This window comes from Janibacter sp. GS2 (genome assembly GCF_051200835.1).
In the GTDB taxonomy this organism is placed as follows: domain Bacteria; phylum Actinomycetota; class Actinomycetes; order Actinomycetales; family Dermatophilaceae; genus Janibacter.
Map to the genome: position 1 here is coordinate 16,837 of NZ_CP195161.1, position 21,502 is coordinate 38,338.

21 protein-coding genes, 3 tRNA genes and 1 other RNA gene are annotated in these 21,502 nt (G+C 71.0%); 9 read left to right on the top strand and 16 right to left on the bottom strand.

Annotated features, from left to right (window positions below):
• Nucleotides 1-13 precede the first annotated feature (13 nt).
• Nucleotides 14-472 carry a GatB/YqeY domain-containing protein gene (locus tag ACR9E9_RS00080; RefSeq protein ID WP_435200446.1) on the bottom strand — a complete coding sequence of 153 codons (459 nt, stop codon included), beginning with the start codon at nucleotides 470-472 and terminating at the stop codon, nucleotides 14-16.
• A 56-nt stretch (nucleotides 473-528) separates the two neighbouring features.
• Between ACR9E9_RS00080 and ACR9E9_RS00085 the strand changes: the two genes are divergently transcribed.
• From ACR9E9_RS00085 to ACR9E9_RS00110, 6 genes are all read left to right on the top strand, one after another.
• Complete coding sequence (locus ACR9E9_RS00085; protein ID WP_435200448.1) at nucleotides 529-1,485, top strand: metallophosphoesterase; 957 nt, start codon at nucleotides 529-531, stop codon at nucleotides 1,483-1,485.
• A 46-nt stretch (nucleotides 1,486-1,531) separates the two neighbouring features.
• Nucleotides 1,532-1,608: transfer RNA gene (locus tag ACR9E9_RS00090), tRNA-Pro, on the top strand.
• Between the two features lie 112 nt (nucleotides 1,609-1,720).
• Nucleotides 1,721-2,146, top strand: a complete 426-nt coding sequence (locus ACR9E9_RS00095; protein WP_435200450.1) for a VOC family protein — start codon at nucleotides 1,721-1,723, stop codon at nucleotides 2,144-2,146.
• Nucleotides 2,147-2,151: 5 nt separating this feature from the next.
• Nucleotides 2,152-2,790 (top strand): GntR family transcriptional regulator, encoded by a 639-nt coding sequence (locus ACR9E9_RS00100; RefSeq protein WP_435200452.1) that lies wholly within the window; start codon nucleotides 2,152-2,154, stop codon nucleotides 2,788-2,790.
• 39 nt (nucleotides 2,791-2,829) lie between these two features.
• A complete protein-coding gene (locus ACR9E9_RS00105; protein ID WP_435200454.1) occupies nucleotides 2,830-3,189 on the top strand; it encodes a YchJ family protein in 360 nt (119 codons plus the stop codon).
• Nucleotides 3,190-3,191: 2 nt separating this feature from the next.
• Nucleotides 3,192-3,932, top strand: a complete 741-nt coding sequence (locus ACR9E9_RS00110; protein ID WP_435200456.1) for an enoyl-CoA hydratase-related protein — start codon at nucleotides 3,192-3,194, stop codon at nucleotides 3,930-3,932.
• A 7-nt stretch (nucleotides 3,933-3,939) separates the two neighbouring features.
• Here ACR9E9_RS00110 and ACR9E9_RS00115 read toward each other — a convergent pair whose 3' ends face one another.
• The 11 genes from ACR9E9_RS00115 to ACR9E9_RS00165 form a co-directional block, all read right to left on the bottom strand.
• Nucleotides 3,940-5,139 (bottom strand): pyrophosphate--fructose-6-phosphate 1-phosphotransferase, encoded by a 1,200-nt coding sequence (locus ACR9E9_RS00115; protein ID WP_435200458.1) that lies wholly within the window; start codon nucleotides 5,137-5,139, stop codon nucleotides 3,940-3,942.
• Complete coding sequence (locus tag ACR9E9_RS00120) at nucleotides 5,136-6,059, bottom strand: LytR C-terminal domain-containing protein (RefSeq protein ID WP_435200460.1); 924 nt, start codon at nucleotides 6,057-6,059, stop codon at nucleotides 5,136-5,138. Before ACR9E9_RS00120 ends, ACR9E9_RS00115 begins: the two co-directional genes overlap by 4 nt.
• Before the next feature lie 163 nt (nucleotides 6,060-6,222).
• A complete protein-coding gene (locus ACR9E9_RS00125) occupies nucleotides 6,223-7,323 on the bottom strand; it encodes an aspartate-semialdehyde dehydrogenase (protein WP_435200462.1) in 1,101 nt (366 codons plus the stop codon).
• The gene (locus ACR9E9_RS00130; RefSeq protein ID WP_435200464.1) at nucleotides 7,320-8,594 is read right to left on the bottom strand and encodes an aspartate kinase; all 1,275 of its coding nucleotides are present in this window, start codon (nucleotides 8,592-8,594) and stop codon (nucleotides 7,320-7,322) included. The genes ACR9E9_RS00125 and ACR9E9_RS00130 overlap by 4 nt, the downstream gene beginning before the upstream one ends.
• A 169-nt stretch (nucleotides 8,595-8,763) precedes the next feature.
• Nucleotides 8,764-9,318, bottom strand: coding sequence for a DUF5063 domain-containing protein (locus tag ACR9E9_RS00135; protein WP_435200466.1), 555 nt, complete (start codon nucleotides 9,316-9,318; stop codon nucleotides 8,764-8,766).
• Nucleotides 9,311-9,910, bottom strand: coding sequence for a recombination mediator RecR (gene recR, locus ACR9E9_RS00140; RefSeq protein WP_435200468.1), 600 nt, complete (start codon nucleotides 9,908-9,910; stop codon nucleotides 9,311-9,313). The genes ACR9E9_RS00135 and recR overlap by 8 nt, the downstream gene beginning before the upstream one ends.
• Before the next feature lie 56 nt (nucleotides 9,911-9,966).
• The gene (locus tag ACR9E9_RS00145; protein WP_435200470.1) at nucleotides 9,967-12,081 is read right to left on the bottom strand and encodes a DNA polymerase III subunit gamma and tau; all 2,115 of its coding nucleotides are present in this window, start codon (nucleotides 12,079-12,081) and stop codon (nucleotides 9,967-9,969) included.
• A gap of 69 nt (nucleotides 12,082-12,150) precedes the next feature.
• Entirely contained in the window at nucleotides 12,151-12,708 is a 558-nt protein-coding gene (locus ACR9E9_RS00150; protein WP_435200471.1) for an NADPH-dependent FMN reductase, read from the bottom strand.
• Between the two features lie 72 nt (nucleotides 12,709-12,780).
• Complete coding sequence (locus ACR9E9_RS00155; RefSeq protein ID WP_435200472.1) at nucleotides 12,781-14,037, bottom strand: hypothetical protein; 1,257 nt, start codon at nucleotides 14,035-14,037, stop codon at nucleotides 12,781-12,783.
• Nucleotides 14,038-14,166: 129 nt separating this feature from the next.
• Nucleotides 14,167-14,265: signal recognition particle sRNA small type (gene ffs / locus ACR9E9_RS00160), an RNA gene on the bottom strand.
• A 127-nt stretch (nucleotides 14,266-14,392) separates the two neighbouring features.
• Nucleotides 14,393-14,480: transfer RNA gene (locus tag ACR9E9_RS00165), tRNA-Ser, on the bottom strand.
• Between the two features lie 84 nt (nucleotides 14,481-14,564).
• On the opposite strand from ACR9E9_RS00165, the gene ACR9E9_RS00170 reads away from it, so the two are divergent.
• Entirely contained in the window at nucleotides 14,565-15,029 is a 465-nt protein-coding gene (locus ACR9E9_RS00170) for a DUF3817 domain-containing protein (protein WP_435200474.1), read from the top strand.
• Nucleotides 15,030-15,046: 17 nt separating this feature from the next.
• Here the strand turns inward: ACR9E9_RS00170 and ACR9E9_RS00175 are convergent, their stop codons facing one another.
• Nucleotides 15,047-16,837, bottom strand: coding sequence for a glycoside hydrolase family 3 protein (locus ACR9E9_RS00175; protein WP_435200475.1), 1,791 nt, complete (start codon nucleotides 16,835-16,837; stop codon nucleotides 15,047-15,049).
• Between the two features lie 343 nt (nucleotides 16,838-17,180).
• Between ACR9E9_RS00175 and ACR9E9_RS00180 the strand changes: the two genes are divergently transcribed.
• On the top strand, nucleotides 17,181-17,678 hold the full coding sequence (locus tag ACR9E9_RS00180) for a LytR C-terminal domain-containing protein (protein WP_435200477.1): 498 nt from the start codon (nucleotides 17,181-17,183) through the stop codon (nucleotides 17,676-17,678).
• A 22-nt stretch (nucleotides 17,679-17,700) separates the two neighbouring features.
• Here ACR9E9_RS00180 and ACR9E9_RS00185 read toward each other — a convergent pair whose 3' ends face one another.
• The gene (locus ACR9E9_RS00185) at nucleotides 17,701-18,063 is read right to left on the bottom strand and encodes a hypothetical protein (protein WP_435200479.1); all 363 of its coding nucleotides are present in this window, start codon (nucleotides 18,061-18,063) and stop codon (nucleotides 17,701-17,703) included.
• Between the two features lie 109 nt (nucleotides 18,064-18,172).
• Here ACR9E9_RS00185 and ACR9E9_RS00190 point away from each other — a divergent pair, with 109 nt between their 5' ends.
• Nucleotides 18,173-18,817 carry a hypothetical protein gene (locus ACR9E9_RS00190; protein WP_435200481.1) on the top strand — a complete coding sequence of 215 codons (645 nt, stop codon included), beginning with the start codon at nucleotides 18,173-18,175 and terminating at the stop codon, nucleotides 18,815-18,817.
• A 120-nt stretch (nucleotides 18,818-18,937) separates the two neighbouring features.
• Here ACR9E9_RS00190 and ACR9E9_RS00195 read toward each other — a convergent pair.
• Together ACR9E9_RS00195 and ACR9E9_RS00200 are read right to left on the bottom strand one after the other, a co-directional pair.
• Nucleotides 18,938-19,027: transfer RNA gene (locus ACR9E9_RS00195), tRNA-Ser, on the bottom strand.
• Between the two features lie 51 nt (nucleotides 19,028-19,078).
• Nucleotides 19,079-21,454 carry an arylsulfatase gene (locus tag ACR9E9_RS00200; protein ID WP_435200483.1) on the bottom strand — a complete coding sequence of 792 codons (2,376 nt, stop codon included), beginning with the start codon at nucleotides 21,452-21,454 and terminating at the stop codon, nucleotides 19,079-19,081.
• Nucleotides 21,455-21,502: the final 48 nt, after the last annotated feature.

The window sequence follows — 21,502 nt, forward strand, 5'->3', positions numbered from 1 at the left end:
GTGCCCCGGTGGATCAGCCGGCCAGCCGGGCCTTGACCTTGGCCGCGACGACGCCGCCGTCCGCGCGCCCGGCGATCTCGCCCTGGGCCACCTTCATGACCTGGCCCATCTGGGCCATCGAGGTCGCGCCGACCTGCTCGACCGCACGGTCGACGATCGCGGTGAGCTCGTCGTCACCGAGCTGCTCCGGCAGGTAGCTCTCGAGGACGGCCAGCTCGGCCTCCTCGCGCTCGGCCAGCTCCGGGCGACGGGCGTCGCGGTAGGCGGTGGCCGACTCCTTGCGCTTCTTGGCCTCCTTCATCACGACCTTGAGGGTCTCGGCGTCGGACAGCTCACGGGACTGCGTGCCGGAGACCTCCTCGGTGCTGATGGCGGTGAGGACCATGCGCAGGGTGGCGACGCGGACCTGCTCCCGGGCACGCATCGCCGCGGTGAGGTCGGACTGGAGGGTGGCCTTGAAGGAGTCGCTCATGGACAGATCATCTCAGGAGCGCGGACCCGGGCCACCCCATTTGCGAGGATGGCGGGGTGACCCCGCCCCTGCCTGCTGCCCGTCTCCTCGCGTGCACCGCCGCGGCGGGCGGTGCCGCACTCGCCTGGGGCACCCTCGTCGAGCCGCGCCTGTTCGCCCTTCGCCGGTACACCCTGCCGGTCCTCGCACCCGGATCCCACCCCCTGAGGGTCCTGCAGCTCAGCGACATCCACATGGTTCCTGGTCAGTCCGCCAAGCAGGAGTGGATCCGCTCCCTGGCCGCGCTCGAGCCGGATCTCGTCGTCAACACCGGCGACAACCTCAGCCACGTCGGGGCCGTCCCGGAGGTCCTCGCGACGATGGCGCCGCTGCTCGAGCGTCCGGGGGTCTTCGTCATGGGATCCAACGACTACTACGCCCCGACGCCGAAGAACCCCGCGCGCTACCTCACCCGCGATTATGCCGCGGCACCCGCCACGCGCATCCCGCTGCCCACCGAGCGGCTGCGCGCGGGCATGGCCGACCGGGGCTGGATCGACCTCGACAACGCCCGGACGACGCTCACCCTCGGCCCCACCCGACTCGACCTCGTGGGCGTCGACGACCCGCACATCGAGCGCGACGACTACGCCCGCGTCAGTGCTCCCGCCGACCCCGACGCGGCACTGACCATGGGCGTCACCCATGCGCCGTATCAACGCGTCCTGGACGGCATGACCGCCGACGGCGCGCGCCTGGTGATCGCCGGCCACACCCACGGCGGCCAGCTGTGCGTGCCCGGAGTCGGTGCACTCGTCACCAACTGCGACCTCGACCGCCGTCGGGCGAAGGGGGTCTCCCGCTGGTGGACGGGGGCCGGCAGTGGACGGGCCGAACCAGCGGACGCTGCGTGGCTGCACGTCTCGGCCGGCCTCGGCGCCTCCCGCTTCGCACCGGTGCGGTTCGCCTGCCGACCCGAGGCCACCCTGCTGACCCTCGTCCCGGAGGACCCCGATTGTCGGTCCGGGCGGTGACTGGGTTATTGTTCCTTGTCGTTGCCTGATGAGGGCAGCAGCACCTCGGGGTGTGGCGCAGCTTGGTAGCGCGCGTCGTTCGGGACGACGAGGCCGCAGGTTCAAATCCTGTCACCCCGACCAGCCGGGACCGGCTCTGATCCACGGATCGGAGCCGGTCTTTTTTCTGTCCGTCAGTGACCTCTTTTGTATACATGTACTCTAAATGCATACACGTGAGCCCTGAGGAGGACCCATGACCCATCGCCCCTGCTTCCACCTGGCCATCCCGGTCCATGACATCGCCGCGGCACGAGAGTTCTACGGCGGGGTCCTCGGGCTGAGCCAGGGCCGTTCCGACACGCTGTGGGTGGACTGGAACTTCTACGGTCACCAGGTCGTCACGCACCAGACCGAGCACGGCTCCCCCGGCCCCGCCGGCCACAACCCGGTCGACGACCACCAGGTCCCGGTCCCCCACTTCGGCGCCGTACTCAGCCACGACGACTTCCACGACCTCGCCGCCACGATGCGCGCGGCCGGTGCCGAGTTCGTCATCGAGCCCTACCTGCGCTTCGCCGGGGAGCCCGGCGAGCAGTGGACGATGTTCTTCCTCGACCCGTCCGGCAACGCGATGGAGTTCAAGGCCTTCGCCGACGAGTCACAGATCTTCGCCTCGTAGCGTCGATGAGTTCCCCCGCTCCGCCCCCGGCGACCAAGGCGGGTCTCGTCCACGAGGCCGTGCGTGCCGACATCCTCTCCGGTCGGCGCCCGGCCGGGGACCCCGTCGACGAGGTCGCGACCGCAGCCGAGTACGAGGTCTCGCGCACGCCGGTGCGCGAAGCCCTGCGCGCTCTCAGCAGCGAGGGCCTCCTCGTCCCCGGGCCCCGACGACAGCTGCACGTCGTCGACGTCTCCCCCGAGCACCGACGCGAGGTCATCTCCCTTCGCGTCGCGCTGGAGGGGGCCGCTGCCGGGCCGGCCTGCGCTCGCCGCACCCCGGACGACATCGACCGTCTGCGCCTCCTCGTGGCCCGCCAGCGTCGGCAGGCGTCGGAGGGGGACTCCATGGCCTTCCTCGAGGCCGACGAGGCCTTCCACCGCTGCCTGGCCCAGGTCGCGGGGATGCCGACCCTCCTGCTCCTGCTCGACCAGCTGGGTGGCTTCGTCCGGCTGGCCCGCCTCGGCGCGCCGACCCCCCGACGGCACATGCTCGCCCTGACCCGGGAGCACCACCACCTCGTCGACCTCCTCGAGGCCGGTGACGCCGATCAGCTGGCGATGACGCTCGGCGAGCACATCCGCAGCACCACGCTGCGCGACTGAGGCCGGGCGCCCGGGGCGCCGCTGACCTACGCTGCACCCATGAGCGAAGAGCCCTGCCCCTGCGGCACCGGTCGGCCCCTCAGCGACTGCTGCGGGCCGCTGCTGACCACGGAGCGACTGGCCGAGACGGCCGAGGAGCTCATGCGCAGCCGCTACACCGCACACGTCCACGGCAACGTCGAGCACCTCTGGCGCACCTGGGACGGACGCACGCGGCCGGCCGACGTCACCCCCGGCGACACCCGCTGGACCGGCCTCGAGGTCCGTGAGGTCGTCGACGGTGGACGGGACGACAGCACCGGCGTCGTCGACTTCGTCGCCAGCCACGATGAGGGTGAGCTCGCCGGACGCAGCGAGTTCACCCGCCGTGGCGGCCGCTGGTTCTACACGAAGGGATGATGATGAGCGAGATCTCCTACACCGTCGACGAGGGCATCGCCACGATCAGACTGGCTGCTCCGGAGCGCCGCAATGCGTTGTCCGTCGAGATGTCCCGCGAGCTCATCGACGCGGCCCGCACCGCCGAGTCCGATGCGCAGGTCGGTGCCGTCATCGTCAGCGGCGGTGAGCACTTCTGCGCCGGCGCGGTGCGCTCCGTCCTCGCCGAGACCGGCCGAGACCCCGTGGAGGACGCCGCCTACCGCAACCTCGAGACGGTCTACGCGGCCTTCACGACCATCGGGTCCATCGACCTGCCGACCATCGCCGCCGTCCGCGGGGCGGCCGTGGGCGCCGGACTCAACCTCGCCCTGGCCACCGATCTGCGCGTGGTCTCGCGCACCGCGCGACTCCTTCCGGGCTTCGCCCAGATCGGGATCCACCCCGGCGGTGGCCACCTGTCGCTGCTGCACCGTGTCGCCGGACGCGAGGCCGCGGCAGCCATGGGGCTCTTCGGCGAGGAGGTCGACGGCGAGCGAGCGGTCGACCTCGGGATCGCCTGGTCGGCCCACGAGGACGGGCAGGTCGAGGGCGCGGCCCGGGTCATGGCCGCGCGAGCGGCCGCCGACCCGCAGCTGGCGCGTCGGCTCGTGCGCAACTTCCGCCGGGAGACCGCCCCGGGCGGGGTTCCGTGGGACGTCGCCGTCGAGCTGGAGCGCTCTGCCCAGATGTGGTCGCTGCGCCGCAAGCACGGCGCGAGCTGAGGGGACCTCAGGCCTGGCCGATGGCCTGACGCAGCTCGAGGAACCAGTCGGTCGTCGGGTCGAAGGCCCCACCGCCGGCGATCCGGTCGAACTCGATGGCGCGCAACTCGTCGCCGCGCTCCTCGTCCTGACCGACGATCCCGCAGCCGCCACCGAGGGCGACCTCGACGGCGAGGTCGGTGCAGCGGGCGATCAGCTCGAGGTCCTGGGCATTGGGCGCGGCCGAGCGGGCGAAGTAGCCCGACTTCCACACCTTGGCCTTCTCCGCCCCCAGTCGCTCGGCGAAGCTCGAGGCGAAGTACTCCCCCGGGTTCACCTCGTCCAGCGCGACGTGGCCGAAGGGGTCGCGCGGCACCTCGCGCCCGGCGTCCTCGAGGGAGGCGACGATCTCGTCGACACCGGCGCCCTCCGCGAGGAAGACCGTCACGCAGCCGATCTCGTCCATGACGGCGGCCAGCCGCTCACCCTCGGCCTCGAGGTCGATCTGCTCCTCGGGCACGTAGACCGCGTGCACGTCCCAGACGCGCGGGTCATTGCCGATGCCGGGGACGAACTCCCGGTTGGCCAGCTGCGCGCGGTAGCGCCGGGCGGTCTCCGCGGTGAGCCAGCCGCTGTGCCGGCCCATGATCTCGTGGACGATGAGCATCCGCGGGTTGGAGGAGTGCTCACCGATGATGTTGCGGGCGAAGACGGCGCCCTGCTCCGCCGCCGTCCACGCACCGAGGCTCTGCCTGATGGGGACGATGTCGTTGTCGATGGTCTTCGGCAGCCCGACGACCTGCATCGAGTGGCCCTGGTCGGCGAGGTAGCGCGCGAGGTCCGCGGCGGTGGTACTGGTGTCGTCCCCGCCGATGGTGTGGAGGACGTCGACGCCGTCCGCGGCGAGCTGCTCCGCGGCGACGCGAAGGGGGTCAGCCCCCTTCGCCACCAACCCGCGCCGCTCGCAGTCCTCGCCATTGGTCAGCTTCACCCGCGAGTTGCCGAGCGGGGAGCCGCCGAAGGCGTGCAGGCGGGCGGCCTGCGCCCGGACCTCGTCGGTGACCTCGGTGCTGGCACCGGTGAGCAGCCCGGCATAGCCGTTGCGGTAGCCGATGAGGCGGACCTGCGGGGCCCGCTCGGTGTACCGCTCGATGAGACCGCCGACCGCCGACGACAGGCACGGGGCGATCCCGCCGGCCGTGAGCAGCGCGACGGTCTCGACGCTCACTCCCCCTCGCAGGGCTTCTGGATCGTCTCGGCAGGGCGTTCCCAGGGCTTGACCTCGGGCACCTCGGACGCCGACTTCAGGCCATCCCACGTGTTGCCGAGGACGAGATCGACCTTCCCGCTGGTGCGGTCGTCCTTTTGCATCTGCACACCGTCGACCTGCTGGGCGAGGCGCTTGGCCGCGCGCTGCCCCTCCGGACCGAAACGGATGACGGCGACCTCGTCCTCGAGGAAGCTCATCTGCGGGTCATTGCCCGTGGACTTGACCTTGAAACCGCGCCCGGACAGGTCGCTGGCGACGTCCGAGGCCAGGCCCTCCTTGTACGTCGTGTTGTAGACGTTGAGGGTGATCTCCGAGGGGGCGGGCAACGGCGGCGGGGGCTCGTTGACGAGCTTGTCGTAGCCGTAGCCGAGGACCAGCTGGACGCTGTCGCCACCGCGGGCGTCGTCCCACAGCTTCGACCCGGGGATCTGCTGCTGCAGCAGGAGGGCGTTGTCCCGCCCGTCCTTGCCGTGGTAGATCGTCGCCGCTCCCTTGACGTAGACCGAGCCGTCGGCGTTGCCGACGCTGGCGATGTCGAAGTCGCGCAGCTCGAGATCACGGGCCACGCTCGTCGCGAGGCCGGAGGTGTCACTGCTGTTGAGCAGCTTGACCTCGAAGGAGTCGCGCTCCGGGGCCGGGGCAGAGACCGGGGCGCAGGTCGTCGTCTCGTGCGGGCCGAGCAGACCCGTGCCGTAGGCGGTCGCCACGGTCGCCGTCCCGAGGATGAGACCGGGCAGGGTGACGAAGAGCAACAGCCGTCGCCGGCGCTGCCGCCGGTAGTGGGCTGCTGCCGAGCCCTCGAGCTCGTCGAAACCCACGACGCGGTACGACACCGACCCGTCGTCGTACGGGTCCGTCTCCCGGTGCTGATCCGTCATCGACACCCCTTTCCCCTGGGCCCACTGTACGAGGTCCGCGGACACTTCGACACCAGGCGCTCACACACGTCACGAACATCACAAAAGCACGGACGATCCGCGAGCGGGTCGACCGTCCCACACGAGTATGGACGGCTGTGGTGTCAGTCCGGTTGCGTCGGGGTCACGCTCCGGAGACGGATGGCTGCCCGGTGCGCCCTTCGTCACCGATCAGCTCCGCGACGGCGAGCATCGCGGTGGCCCCGCGGCGGGTGGTGTCGGCGCTGACGAACATGTCGACGTGGTGGCCGGCGCCCTTCGGCTGGCGGATCCGTCCGACGAACCTGGGGTCGATGCCCACGCTGTCCACCGGGGTCGGCACCTCTCCCGTCTGCTCGTCGAGGTGGACCAGCGAGGGCGCCGCCACGCAGGCCCGTCGCACCTTGTCGATGCCCACCGGCCGGGCGCAGCGGGCGTGCAGGGCCATGGAGTGCGCGAGCACGACGGGTACCTGGACGAGGGTGACCACGACCGGCACGTGCTCGCCGAGGCCGAGGACCTTGCTGACCTCTTCGCTCACCGCGTGCTCCGCGGAGGTGAAGCCGTCCGCGGTCGGCTGCCCCACCCACGGGATGACGTTGAGCGCGAGGGGCGCGGGGAAGGGGGAGGCGACCGGCAGGTCGGAGACCGCCGCCCGCACATCGCCCGGGTGCTGGCCGATGGTCGGTTCGGAGGCGACGGTGTGCATCTCCTCCCGGAGTCGGGCCACACCCCGGTCGGACTTGGAGACGGCCGCGATGAGCCCCGTGACCACGAGGTGCTGCAGCTCCCAGCCCTGGTGGAGGACGTGCGCGGCGTCGATGAGCCCCCAGGTCACGGGCCCGGGCAGCGCGACGATCCCCTTGGGCCGGTGGCCGACGAGCTCGGAGTTGATCCCGGGGACGACGAGCGGCACGTCGTCGTCCCCGCGGTGGGCGGAGCTCGCGTCGACGACGACCGCGCCAGCGGCCACCGCACGCCCCGCCCACTCACCGGTGATCTCCGGCGAGAGGTTGAACAGGGCGACGTCGACCCCTTCGAAGGAGTCCTCGCGCAGGGACTCGATGGGCTGCTCCCGGCCGCGCACGCTCAGCGTGCGGGTCGAGACACCGGGGACGAAGAGGCGGATCTCGCCCCACCGGTCATCGCGCAGCGCCATCGCGGAGACGATCGCCTCCGCGAAGCGTCCCGTCGCCCCCACCAGGGCCAAGGTGGGCCCGGTGGTCTGCGACGGGGTGGCGGTCACCTGCCGGTGCCGCCGTAGACGACGGCCTCGCCGTCATCGGAGTCGAGACCGAAGGCGGTGTGCAGGGCCCGGAGCGCCTCGTCGAGCTGGTCGGCGCGGGTGACGACCGAGATGCGGATCTCCGAGGTGGAGATCATCTCGATGTTGATGCCCGCGTCCGCGAGGGCCTGGAAGAAGGTCGCCGAGACGCCCGGGTTGGTGCGCATGCCGGCACCGACGAGGGAGAGCTTGCCGATCTGGTCGTCGTAGCGGATCGACTCGAAGCCGACCTCGTCCTTGGTCCGCGTGAGGGCCTCGACCGCAGTCTTCCCGTCGGCCATCGGCAACGTGAAGGAGATGTCCGTGCGCGCCGTCTGCGACTCCGAGACGTTCTGCACGATCATGTCGATGTTGACCTGGGCGGCGGCGACGGTCGTGAAGATCTGGCCCGCCCGGCCCGGCTCGTCGGGCACACCGACGATGGTGATCTTGGCCTCGCTGCTGTCGTGGGCGACGCCCGCGATGATCGGCTCTTCCATGTCCTGGGTTCCTTCGGGGTCGGGGGGCAGGACCCACGTGCCCTCCTTCGGGGAGAAGGAGGAACGCACGTGGATGGGCATCTCGGAGCGGCGCGCGTACTCGACGCACCGCAGGTGGAGGATCTTGGCGCCGCTGGCGGCCATCTCGAGCATCTCGTCGTGCGAGATGCGGTCGATCTTGTGGGCCGTGGGCACGATACGGGGGTCCGCGGAGAAGATGCCGTCGACATCGGTGTAGATCTCGCAGACATCCGCCTCGAGCGCGGCGGCGAGGGCCACCGCCGTGGTGTCGGAGCCGCCGCGACCGAGGGTGGTGATCTCCTTGGTTCCCTGGCTCACGCCCTGGAATCCGGCGACGATGACGATGTGCTGCTTGCCCAGGGCCTCGGTGATGCGACCGGGCGTGACGTCGATGATCTTCGCCTTGCCGTGCGAGGTGTCGGTGATGACACCTGCCTGGCTCCCCGTGAAGGAGCGCACGCTGTGCCCGAGGTCCGCGATGGCCATCGCGACGAGGGCCATCGACATGCGCTCACCCGCGGTCAGCAGCATGTCCATCTCGCGCGGTGGCGGGACGGGGCTCACCTGCTCCGCGAGGTCGAGCAGCTCGTCGGTGGTGTCCCCCATGGCGGAGACGACGACGCACACGTCGTGACCCGCCTTCTTCGTCTCGGCGATGCGGTGGGCGACGCGCTTGATGCTCTCGGCATCAGCGAGCGACGAACCGCCGTACTTCTGGACAACCAGGCTCACAAGAGATCTCCGTGATCAGCGGGTCCGGCCCAGGGGCGGACCGGCGCGACCCCTAGAGGATAACGACCGATCGCCCGCAACGAGTCACCCGGCCACCGTCCCGACGACCGAGGGCGCTCCTTCGCCCGCACGAGAGGGGGTGGGATCGCCCGGAAATCCGCGCTCCCACTCAGGGGTGCAGTGCGTCGAACTCCGCCTCGCCGACGAGGTCGGCGTCGGCGTCCAGACGAAGGTGGGCGAGCAGTGTCTGCAGGACTCGGACGGCCATCGCCGCCCGGTCACCCCAGTCGGAGAGGTAGCTGTACTGCCACCACCACAGCGCCTCGCTCGCGCGGCCGGCCTCGTGGTGGGCCAGACCGTGGGTCAGCGCCCCGGCGATGATCACCAGATCGTTGCTCAGCGAGCCGGTCGCCGGCGTCGGGGAGGTCACCGGGTCCTCGAGGTCCGCGTACTCGTCGACGCCGTGCAGCAGCTGCGCCAGACCGGCCCGGAGGGGGTCGAGCTCGGTGTCGGGGCCGGGGTCGGTCTCGAACCGCTGATCGAGCACGATGTCGCTGATGGCCCCGAGGCGAGCGCCGACGAGCTGGATCTGGCTCGTCGTGAGCAGGAGCAGTGGGATCGCGCTCTCCGGCGCGGCACCCGAGGCGATGTCCGCGAGGGTCGTCAACCAGGTGCTCGCCTCGACCGCGCACTCGTCGGCCAGGAGTGTGGTCTCGTCAGGCATCGAGCAACTTCCTTCCCTCGAAGGCCCGCCCGAGCGTGACCTCATCGGCGTACTCGAGGTCGCCCCCCACGGGCAGGCCGGACGCCAGTCGGGTCACCCGCAGCCCGAAGGGACTGAGCAGCCGAGCGGTGTAGGAGGCGGTGGCCTCCCCCTCGAGATTGGGATCGGTGGCGATGATCACCTCGGCGACGCTGCCGTCGGAGAGGCGTGACATCAGCTCGGTGAAGCGCAGGTCGTCGGGGCCCACCCCGTCCATCGGGGAGATCGCACCGCCGAGGACGTGGTAGCGCCCGCGGAACTCCCGGGTGCGCTCGATCGCGACGACGTCCTTGGGCTCCTCGACGACGCAGATCGCCGTCGCGTCCCGGCGCGGGTCGGCGCAGATCCGGCACTGCGGGCCCTCCGCGACATTGCCGCAGGTCTCGCAGAAGGTGACCTTGTCCTTGACCTCACTGAGGGTCTGGACCAGTCGCTGGACGTCCTGGGCGTCGGCCTGCAGGAGGTGGAAGGCGATCCGTTGGGCACTCTTCGGACCGACCCCGGGGAGGCGGCCGAGCTCGTCGATCAGGTCCTGGACCACACCTTCGTACACGCCTTGACCCTACGCCCCGGCGGTGACGACGTGGGGCATCGACGGGCGCGACGCGCTCACTCCTCGCGGATGACGGTGCCCCCGAGCAGGCGCTCGATGACGGCAGGGCCGGCGGCGCCGGCCTCGATGATGTCCTCGTCGTCGTCGCTCACGGAGGCGTCATCGGGCTCGTGGCCGGATCCCCGGTCCCGGACCGGCCCCGCGGACGAAGGGGGGCCCGCCGGCTGCGGCGCACTCGCCGGGACGGCCGTGGCCCACGCGGGAGCCGACGAGGAGTCCGGCGGCGCCGACCCCCAGTCGGACCCACCCGGCCCGGCGTCGGGCGCTGCGACCCCGACGTCGTTGGAGGTGGCCGCGCCGCGTGGCGACGGGGACTGCTTCGCCGCGCCGGCGCTCGCGCCGGGCCCGGGCGAGCTCACCTGGCCCGGCGCGGTCGTGGCCTGGGCTCCCCCACCCGTCGGCCCCTGACCGCTCTGCTGGTGGGGCACTCCCTCGACCCGGGCATCAACGCCGAGGGTGTCGATGAGCGCCTGGCGGACGACCTCGCTGTGCGAGCCGTTGCGGAAGGCATTGGCCAGTCCCGTGGTGGCGATGCCGAGGACGAGCCGCTGCCCGTCGTAGGAGATCACCTGGGCGTGCTCGGAGAGGAAGGTCCACGTCGCCCGACGCATCTGGTAGATCCGGCCGAGCACATCCGGCCACGCCCGGCGCAGGGCCTCGACATCGATGTGGCCACCCTGCGCGGCGGGTGCCGGCGCCTCCGGCTCCGGCTCCGGCTGCGTGGGCTGCGGCTGTGTGGACTGCGGCTGCGGCGCGACGGGCTCCGGCGAGGGCGGCGGCGCGCTCGCCGCGCCCACCGCCTGCTCCGACGGCACGTGCTGCGCCGGCTCCGGCTCCGGCGGTGCCTGCTCCCGGGGTGCCTGCTCCGGGGCGGGCCCCTGGTGCGCAGGGGGGCGCTGTGGTGACGCCTGCCGGGACGGCGGGGCTCCCCCTTCGGCCGTGGGCACTCCCCCGACCTCGAGACGGCGCTCCAGGCGATCGAGGCGGGCGGCGTAGCCGGACTCGCCGGCGGCGGCCGGCAGCAGCACCCGAGCGGCGATGATCTCCAGCTGCACCCGCGGCGAGGTCGCCCCCGTCATCTCGGTCAGGCCGGCGTTGACGATGTCGGCTGCTCTGGAGAGCGAGGCGGGGCCGAAGGCGCCGGCCTGCTGACGCATCCGCTCGACCTGGTCGGCGGGCAGGCCGCGCAGGATCCCGGCGGCCCCGTCCGGCGCGGCGGCGATGACGATGAGGTCCCGGAAGCGCTCGAGGAGGTCCTCGACGAAACGCCGGGGGTCGAGACCGGTCTCGATGACCGAGTCGATGACCGTGAAGACCCCGGCGGCATCCCCGACGCCGAAGGCGGTGACCGCCCGGTCGAGCAGCTCGCCGTCGGTGAAGCCGAGCAACGCGGCGGCACCGTCGTAGGTCAGGCCGCGCTCGTCGCTGCCGGAGATCAGCTGATCGAGCACGGAGAGGGAGTCACGCACGGACCCACCACCGGCTCGCACGACGAAGGAGAGCACGCCGGGCTCGACCGCCACGCCCTCGGAGGCGCACAACTGCTCCATGTAGTCCTGGAGACGAGCCGGGGGCACGAGGCGGAAGGGGTAGTGGTGGGTGCGCGAACGGATCGTGCCGATGACCTTCTCGGGCTCGGTCGTCGCGAAGACGAACTTCACGTGCTCCGGCGGCTCCTCGACGATCTTCAGCAGGGCGTTGAAGCCCTGCGGCGTCACCATGTGCGCCTCGTCGATGATGTAGATCTTGTAGCGGCTCTGGGCCGGGCCGAAGGACGCCCGCTCACGCAGGTCCCGCGCATCGTCGACGCCGCCGTGGCTCGCCGCGTCGATCTCGATGACGTCGATGCTGCCGGCCCCTCCCCGGGCCAGCGCGGTGCACGAGTCGCACTCACCGCACGGGGTGGGGGTGGGTCCCTGCTCACAGTTGAGGCACCGGGCGAGGATCCGCGCGCTCGTCGTCTTGCCGCACCCGCGCGGGCCGGAGAAGAGGTAGGCGTGGTTGACCCGCCCCGAGCGCAGCGCCTGCATGAGGGGCTCGGTGACGTGCTCCTGTCCGATGACGTCGGCGAAGGTCTCGGGCCGGTAGCGGCGGTACAGGGCGGTGCTCACGGGGTCGAGCCTACTTGCGGGGGACGACAGCGGCCTCCCCCCGGGGGAGGCCGCTGTGGACGCTCCCGGTCATCCGCGAAGGGAGGCGGTGGCCGCGCTGAGCTTGGTCACCTGCGCGAAGACATTGCGCATCTCCTTGGCCCGACGCTCGAAGGGGGTGAAGCTCCCCTCCTCCACCTCGAGCATCGTCGAGAAGGAGACCTGGCCACGCACGACGTGCATCTGCGCGTTGGCGAGGATCGTGCGCCACTGCTCGACGGACCGGACGCCGCCGTCGGCTCCGTAGGAGACGAGCGCAGCGCCCTTGTGGACCCACTCGGGGTAGAGGACGTCGAAGGCATTCTTCAGCGCCGCCGGCACACCGTGGTTGTACTCGGCGGTGACGAAGACATAGCCGTCGAACTCGTCGATCTTCGCGCTCCACCGACGCGTCCTGGGGTTCTCGTACTGCCGGTTGGCCGCACCGGGCACGGTGGCCTCGCCGAGCAGGTCGAGGTCGTAGTCCTTGAGGTCGACGAGCTCGTACTCCGCGTCGTCACGCCCCTGCGTCTGCTCCACGACCCAGTCGGCCACCTGCTCACCGAAGCGGCCGGGACGGGTGCTGCCGAGGATGATGGCGATCTTCACGTGACTCCTTGGGGTGGGGTACGGGACAGGGCCCGCCACATCGAGGATGTGGCGGGCCCTGATCGTGGTGCATCAGGTGCGGGGGCCCTCATCGTGCCCGCGCAGGCCCTCGACCTTACCGCGGACCTTGCCGAAGAGCCCGGGCCTGCCCCGCTCGTCGGTCCCGGGGCGGGCCTCGGGGTCGACGTGGCTGCGCCCGTCCTCGGTCGCCGGAGGCCGGCTCTCGGGGGTGACGCCGGGCGCGGTCTCCACCGGGCCCGCGTGCGCGCCGCCGGGGCGGTCCACGATGGGCTCACCGGGGCGGTCCACCGTCGGCTCGCCGGGGCGGTCCACGGTGGGCTCACCCGCTGCAGACCCGGCGGGGGCGACAGGCGGGTCCGAGTGCCGGCCCCCCATGGGCTCGTTCGCACCGACTGGTCCGGCTCCGAGGCCGGCAGAACGCTCATCGGCCCGGTCCGGTGTACGGCCGGGGTCGACCCCCTGACCGGGAGCGCGGGACGCGTCGTGGTCGGGGACCGGGTGGGCCGGACCGCGGCCGGCGCCGTCGTCAGAGCCGAGACCGGCACCACCGTCGGCACCGTGATCAGAACCGAGACCGGCACCACCATCGGCACCGTCATCAGAACCGAGACCGGCACCACCATCGGCACCGTGATCAGAACCGAGACCGGCACCACCATCGGCACCGTGATCAGAACCGAGACCGGCACCACCATCGGCACCGTCATCAGAACCGAGACCGGCACCACCATCGGCACCGTGATCGGCGCCGTGGTCCGAAGCCGTGTGGGCAGCGCCCGCGGCGCCTGCCGCAGCGCCTCCGGCACCAGCGGTGGCGGCCCCTCGACCGGGTCCACCGGCGGCGGAGTCCGCTGCGCCGTCATCGATGCGCATCCCGTCCCTGTCCGTGCGGACGTCCGGGTCCTTGGCATCGGCGGCGCGCAACTGCTCCTCGCGCTCCCTCTCCGCGCTGTGGGCGTGGCCGGTCTTGAGACCGGCCTCGTTCTGGAGACGCTCCGCGTCCACGCGGCGACGCTCGGCGTCAGCGGCCTCCTGGTCTGCCTGGGCCTTGCGACGGTTCGCCTCGGCGGAGGCACGGTCGGCCTCGGCCTGCGCCGCCCGGGCCTCGGCGTCGGTCGACGCGGCGTCGGCCTGACGCTCACGGACCTCGCGATCCTGCTCGGCGGCCCGGGCACGCATGTGCTCGGCCTCCACCCGGTCGCGCTCCACCTTCTTCTGCTTCGCGCCCTTGGCGAGCGCTGCCACCAGTCCGATGAGCAGCAGCACCACGATGATGGCGATGATGATCCAGATCCACATGCTGTCCATGGAACTTCCTCCTTCGCGGAGGCGGTCGTGGTCACGACCGCTCAGGAGACACGCTATGGGGATCTGGGCCCGGCGCCAATCGAAAGCGGGTGCCCATTCCTCGCGAACCCGATGAGGAGGCCTGCCGACAGACAAGGGACACCCCGCGTACCTGGAAGAGCTCGCCTACCCTTGCTGCATTCCTGCCCTGGGGGAGTTCGGTGAGGTACCACCACGCGGGGTGCCGGTCGCCGAGTCTACGTCGCGACGTCCTCGTGGGCCAACGCCGGGTCCGGGACCGACCCCCTTCGCTCCACCACCCCTGGACAACGACCTCGGTCCGCCCCGCGACGAGCGCGGGACGGACCGAGGTGGGTGGCGGAGGATAGGGGATTCGAACCCCTGAGAGCTTTCACTCAACGCGCTTTCCAAGCGCGCGCACTAGGCCACTATGCGAATCCTCCACGCAGGAGAGTACCCGAGGGGTCCACCACCTCGAAATCGACCCGAGGGCGGTCGTTCTCCACCTCTGGGCGACCATGGTGTGCATGACTCTCCCCTCCCCGCGTCGCCTGTACATCGTCGTCGCCACCGCCGAGGCGGTGACCTGGACGCTGCTGCTCGTCGGCATGTTCCTCAAGTACGTCACCGAGACGACCGAGCTCGGGGTGCGCGTCGGTGGGATGGCGCACGGGGTGGTCTTCATCGCCTATGTGCTCGTGACCAGCATCGTCTGGATCGACCAGAAGTGGCCGGCGAAGCAGGGCGCGGTCGCGCTCGCGAGCGCGGTCCCGCCCCTGCTCACGCTGTGGACCGAGCGGTGGCTCGACCGGAGCGGCCACCTCGGCACGACCTGGCGCCTCGGGACGAAGGGAGCAGCCGTCACCGCGCCGGAGCGGCTCGTGTCCGGCGCGCTGCGGCGTCCCGGCCCCGCGGTCCTCGTCCTCCTCGTGGCCGTCGCCGTCTTGACGGGCATCGCCCTGCTCGTCGGCCCGCCGGTTCCCTCGTCCTGACCTTCACGTCCTGGACGTCAGCCCGTCAGTCCGTGACCGAAGGGGTAGAGCAGCGTCTCCGGATCATCGGCTGTCGGGATGTCCACGGGCAGCGTGCCCTGCGGCGACACCTCGCCGAGCAGTACCCGACCGGCGGCGGCCATGGCCACCGCACCGTCGGAGTAGGTCGCCAGGTAGGTCGGGGCCTGGGGGAAGTGGGCGATGTCGTACGGGTCGCGGACCGCGAGGACGATCACCGTCGCGTCGGTCTCCAGGAGGGCCCGCACGAGCTTCGCCTGGCCACCGTGCTCGTCGACCCGCACGTCCCCGGCCTTCATCGTCGTGACGACGACCGTGTCGGCCTGCTGCGCCGCGGCGACCACCGCGTCGATCTCGTCGTCGGAGGGGGCGCTGCCGGTGACCGTGGTGCTCGTGCGGGCGCCCGCCGCGGAGACGGCCGTGGACAGGGCCGCCAAGGTGTCCGTCCCGTACCCGGTCAGGAGCACCCTCGAACCATCCGGGCGGAGCGGCACCGCTGCGGCGTCGTCCTTGACCAGAGTGGTGGTGCGCTCGGTCACGGCGTCCGCGAGGGTTCGGTGCCGGGGGGTGCCGACGACGGAGTCGATCTCGGCCGGGTCGGCGAAGGGGCGCCCGACGAGCCCTCGCCGGTATTTCGCCGTCAGCACCCGGCGGACCTTGGCGTCGAGGGAGCGTCGCGGGATGCGTCCGTCGAGCACCGCCTCCCGCACGGCCGCCACGGCGTCGTCCATCGCGGGCGTCATCAGCAGCTGGTCGACCCCGGCCGTGAGGGCGCGCACGGCGATCTCCCCGTCGCCGTACTTCTCCCGCACCCCCTCCATGCGCAGGGAGTCGGTGATGACGACCCCCTCGAAGCCGAGCTCCTCACGCAGCAGGCCGGTCACCACCGGCCGGCTGAGCGTGGCCGGGTCGCCGCTGTCGTCGAGGGCCGGCATGGACAGGTGCGCGGTCATGATCATGTCGATGCCGCCCCGGATGGCGGCGATGAACGGCGGTGCGTCCAGACGCGCCCACTGCGACCGCGAGTGGGTGATGACCGGGAAACCGGTGTGACTGTCGGTGTCGGTGTCGCCGTGGCCGGGAAAGTGCTTCGCGCAGGAGGCGATCCGCCCGTCGCGCTGGTACCCGTCGACCTGGGCGGACACGAGGGTCGAGACCAGGGTGGGGTCGGAGGAGAAGGACCGCGTCCCGATGACGGGGTTGCGCGGGTTGACGTTGACATCGCACACCGGTGCGAAGTCCATGGAGATGCCCATGGCGCGCAGCTCGCGACCGGTGATCATCGCGGCCTGCCGGGCGTCCTCGGCGCTCCGCCCGGCACCGAGGGCCATCGACCCGGGGAGCTGCGTGGCAGGTGGTCCGATGCGTGTGACCACCCCCTGCTCCTGGTCGACGGAGATCGTCAGTGGGACCCGGGGCCCGCGTCGCCCCGTGAGCGCGGCACGCTGCAGACCGTTGGACAGTGCGGTGATCTGGTCGGGGTCCTCGACGCTGTCGGTCCAGGCGAAGTAGCAGATGCCGCCGAGGTGGTACTTGCGCACGACCTCGGCGGGGGTGCTCACCCCGTACAGGGGAAGGTTGCGCTCATCCGGTGTCTCCGCCCGGGAGCCGTAGACGTGCTGGACGAAGAGCTGCCCGATCTTCTCCTCGAGGCTCATCCGGCGCAGGGTCGAGGTCACCCAGCCCCGCTCGCCCACGGCGGCGCCATGGGCTGGAGTGGCTGCGCCGGCCAGGACGGCCGCGGCACCCCCGGTCAGCGTGGTTCGACGGGACGGACGGAACGTGGACATGACGCCTCCTGCAGACCTGCATCGCCTTCGATGTCACTCGATTCGCGCGGGAACCAGAGCCTGCGCAACCTAGTCACGTCCCTGTGGCCCCGCAACCGGAAACCCCCTGGCCGCCCTCGTCGACCGGGGCCACTCCCTTCGCACCGCGGACTCGACCGTGAGTCAAGAGTCGGTCACAAGAGGGAAGGGAGTGCGGTCGCGCGACGTCGGCCCTCCTATCGTGTCGACGTGATCTCCCCGTCCGTCGGCGACTCCCGACCCCACCCCGACCGCGGTCGGGGAACCCCTCGTGCCGGGTGCGACGGGCCGCCGGCCCTGCCCGTCGAGCTGACCGACTGAGCTCATGCCCGACGAGTTCTACGGTCAGTCGACCGAGTCGAGAGCGCGGCGACGGCGCGCGATCATCACGGTCCTCATCGTGCTGCTCCTGCTGTTCTTCGCCGCCTGGTACGCGATGAGCTACATCCGAGCCGACACCAGTGCGAGGGCGACGACCACCTCGACCTCCGGGTCGCCGACGTGCGAGCTGACGCCAGCCCAGGTGGAGGTCAACGTCTACAACGCCACCGACCGTGAGGGCCTGGCCGCCCAGGTGGCCCGTGGGCTCAAGGAGCGGGGATTCGTCGTCAGGACGGTCGCCAACGACCCGAAGCAGGAAGAGGTCACCGGCCGTGGGCAGCTGCGCCACGGCGCCAGGGGGACGAAGGGGGCCGAGCTCCTCTCCCGCCACGTCGGGACGGTCGCGGACGCACCCGACGAGCGCGAGCGCGTCGCCGTGGACGTCGTGCTCGGCCCCGACTACCGGCACCTCGTGCGCGCGGACCAGGTCACCGACTGCTGAGCGAGTGCCCGGGCGTTCGCGGTCACGAGCGGGTCGAGCTCAACTCCACCGCGTCGTCACCGACCACCTCGCAGGTGATCGTCGTGTCCTCGACCACGAAGCTCTCGCCCTCGGAGCACGCGTTGTCCTGGCCGCCGGCCTGGATCGTCGCCTCGCCGCCCTGGGTGGCCTCGACCAGGCGGATGCGGTCCCTCGCGCCGTCCGGCTCGGTCCCCTCGCCGGCGTCGTAGGGACGGGGGAACTCGTTGAACTTGCTGCCCTGGATCTCGATCGAGCAGGTCGTGTCGGTGTCGCACGTGGCGCTGTAGGTCTCGCACGCGCCCAGCGGCAGCGTGACGGCCACGAGAGCGGCAGCGGACAGGAGGACCCGAGCTGGACGACGCATGGCACACATGCAACCAGACCTCACCGGCCGCCGAGAGGTGGCCGCCCGTCCCGGCGTGCGCACGGGAGGGTCCGGCACAATCGGGGGAGACCAACGCCCTGGAGGCCGCATGACCCCCCGCGGACAACACCGCCATCGGCCCGCCAGACCCTCATGGGCGACCTACCGACGATCCATCGGAGACAGGTCGGGCCTGTTCGCAGCCCTCGCGAGGGACTGGGCCCCCGCGCGGGCCCTCTACCCGGGCAGTTACCTGGACGCCTCGCCCTCGACGGCGATCCCGTCGGTCACCTACCTCGACACCGACCGCCGCGCCGCACGCTACTTCGCGGACCACGAACTGGTCGCGACCGAGCTCGAGGGGCGCACCCGCCCGGGAGCGGGAGCGGACATCCAGTTCCTCCACGCCGACTACACCACCCCCCTCGACCTGCCCAGAGGGGGATTCGACCTGCTCATCTCGCTCTACGCCGGGCCCGCGTGGGACCACTGCCGGCCCTACCTCACGCGAGGCGGCCTGTTCCTGGCCAACACCAGTCATGGCGACGCCAGCCTGGCCGCGCTCGACCCGCGGCTCGAGCTCGTCCACGCGGTACTCCACGACGAGGACGAGTACCGCCTCGACAGCACCGCGCTGGAGAGCCACCTCATCCCGAAGTCACCGGAGGCCGCCGACCCCGACCTCATCCGCAGCACCGGCCGGGGAGTGACCTACACCCGGACCGCGTTCGCCTACGTCTTCCGTCTGACCTGACCGGCACCCCACCGCGGTCGTGCACACGTCCGCGAGCGGCCCGGACGACGAGATCCCGCCCGAGGCGAACCTCGGACGGGATCTCGTCAACTGCAGGCCCTGACTCTCGTCACGGCCGCCTGGCGGTGGCGGTGGGATTTGAACCCACGGTGGGCGTCAACCCACAAACGCTTTCGAGGCGTTCTCCTTAGGCCGCTCGGACACGCCACCGCGGAGCACCTTACAAGAGAGCCGGCCTCATCCCGAATCGCAGCACACGTCTCACTGCTGCGCCATCGCGATCCGGAATCGTTCCTCGGGGTCGATGAAGTGGTCGTGGTCGTCGAGCCCCAGGTCGATCTGCACCCAGTGGAGCCTTCCGGTGAAGTGACTCGTCCGGCTGGTGTAGTCGTCGACGACGGTGGTCCCGGACTCGTACCCGATGTCCGTGGTCTCGTCCGCGGAGAAGACCATCGGCTGTGTCATCGCCACCCGACCGGACCCCACCTCGGTGCCGTCGTGGAAGAGGGTGACGTCGCCACCCTTCGCCAGTCCCCCACCGTCATAGGCGAACTCCATGCGGATCTGGTGCGTGCCCGAAGGGAGGAGCGCGTCGGCCTCCACGGGGAAGGCGTGGATCCCCAGGACGTTGTAGACGAACTTCACCCTTCCTTCCCTCGCGTAGAACGCCCATCCCCCGAACCGCCCGCCCTGCGCGATGACCACACCGTGCGCGACCTTCCCCTCGGGGACGCTGATCTCCGCGGTCACCGAGAAGGACTTGTTCTTGATGTTCACGACACTGTTCTCCGACAGGCGTCCCATCCCGGGGAAGAACAGCTGGGAGGTGCCGTGGACCAAGGTCGGCCGTCCAGCGATCTCCGGCACGGCCCTCTCGATGAGGCGGTCATCCATCGGGAGCACGTTGTACTTCACGGCCTCGATGAGCCAGAGCCGTTGCAGCGAGGCGAGCAGCTCAGGGCGCTCGGCCGCCAGGTCCCGGGCCTGGCTGTAGTCCTCGTTGCCGTCGTACAGCTCCCAGACGTCGTCGTCGAAGGCGGGCAGCTCGCCCCCCACCATCACCCACGGGGTGCGGTGCTTGGTGACCGCGCTCCACCCCTTGTGGTAGATCCCGCGGTTGGCGAACATCTCGAAGTACTGCAGGTCATGACGCTCCGCCTCATCCGCACCGCGGAAGCTGTAGAGCATGCTCGTGCCCTCCATGGGCGACTGCTGCACACCGTTGACCATGGTCGGCTCGGGCAGTCCGGCCGCCTCGAGGATCGTGGGTGCGATGTCGATGACGTGGGCGAACTGGGTGCGCAGCCCGCCGGGGTCATCGATTCCCTCCGGCCAGTGCACGATCGTCCCGTTGCGTGTTCCACCCCAGTGCGAGGCCACCTGCTTCGTCCACTGGAAGGGCGTGTTCAGGGCCCACGCCCAGCCGACCGCGTAGTGGTTGTACGAGCTCGGCGTGCCGAGCTCGTTGATCTTGGAGACCATGAACTCCGGGGTCTCCAGCGCGGCCATGCCGTTGAAGTTGGCCATCTCGTTGAATGCGCCCTGGGTCGTGCCCTCGGCCGAGGCGCCGTTGTCACCGAGGATGTAGTAGATGATCGTGTTGTCCAGGACGCCGAGGTCATCGATCGTGTCGACGACCCGACCCACGTGGTGGTCGGTGTGCTCCAGGAATCCGGCGTAGACCTCCATCTGGCGCTCCAGCACGGGCTTGAGCTCCTCGGGCATCGCGTCCCACGCCGGGATCTCGTCGTGCCGAGGGGTCAGCACGGCGTCCTGGGGAATGACCCCGAGTTCCTTCTGCCGGGCGATGGTCTGCTCGCGCAGGGCGTCCCACCCTCCGGCGAACTGGCCTGCGTACTTGTCCGCCCATTCCACGGGGACGTGGTGGGGGGCGTGGGTCGCGCCGGGGGCGAAGTACATGAAGAAGGGACGATCCGGCATCAACGCCTTCTGCTGGCGCACCCAGGCACAGGCCCGATCCGCCAGGTCCTCGGTGAGGTGGTAGCCCTCCTCCTCCGTGCCGGGTGGCTCCACAGGCCTGGTCCCGTTGTACAGGGCCGGGTCGTACTGGTTGTTCTCACCGCCGATGAACCCGTAGAACGTCTCGAAGCCGCCGCCGGCCGAGGGCCACCCGTCGAAGGGGCCCATGGGCGAGGACTGCCACACCGGGACCTCGTGGCACTTGCCGAACTGGGCCGTGGAGTACCCGTTGAGCTTCAACGTCATCGCCAGCGGCGCCTTCGTGTTCGGACGCACCGAGCTGTTGCCCGGCGCGGACGTCGCCGTCTCGGTGATGCTGCCCATCCCCACCGAGTGGTGGTTGCGACCGGTGAGCAGCGCCTGCCGGGTGGGGGCGCACAGGGCCGTGGTGTGGAAGCGGTTGAAGCGCAGCCCGTCACCGGAGAGTCGATCGGCCACGGGCGTCCGGCACGGACCCCCGAACGCACTGGACGCGCCGAAGCCGACGTCGTCGAGAAGCACCACGAGGACATTCGGAGCGCCGGCCGGCGGCAGCAGGGGTTCGATGGGCAGGAAGGCGGTGTCGGGGTCCTTGGCGTCATAGGTCGTCAGCCCCGACGTCGGCCGGTCCGGTATCGGCAACATGGATCGTGCGTGTCGGTCCGCGGTGGTCGTCATGGCGAATCCTCTCGAGGGCACCTCGTCGGCGTCGGTCCAGTCACCGTG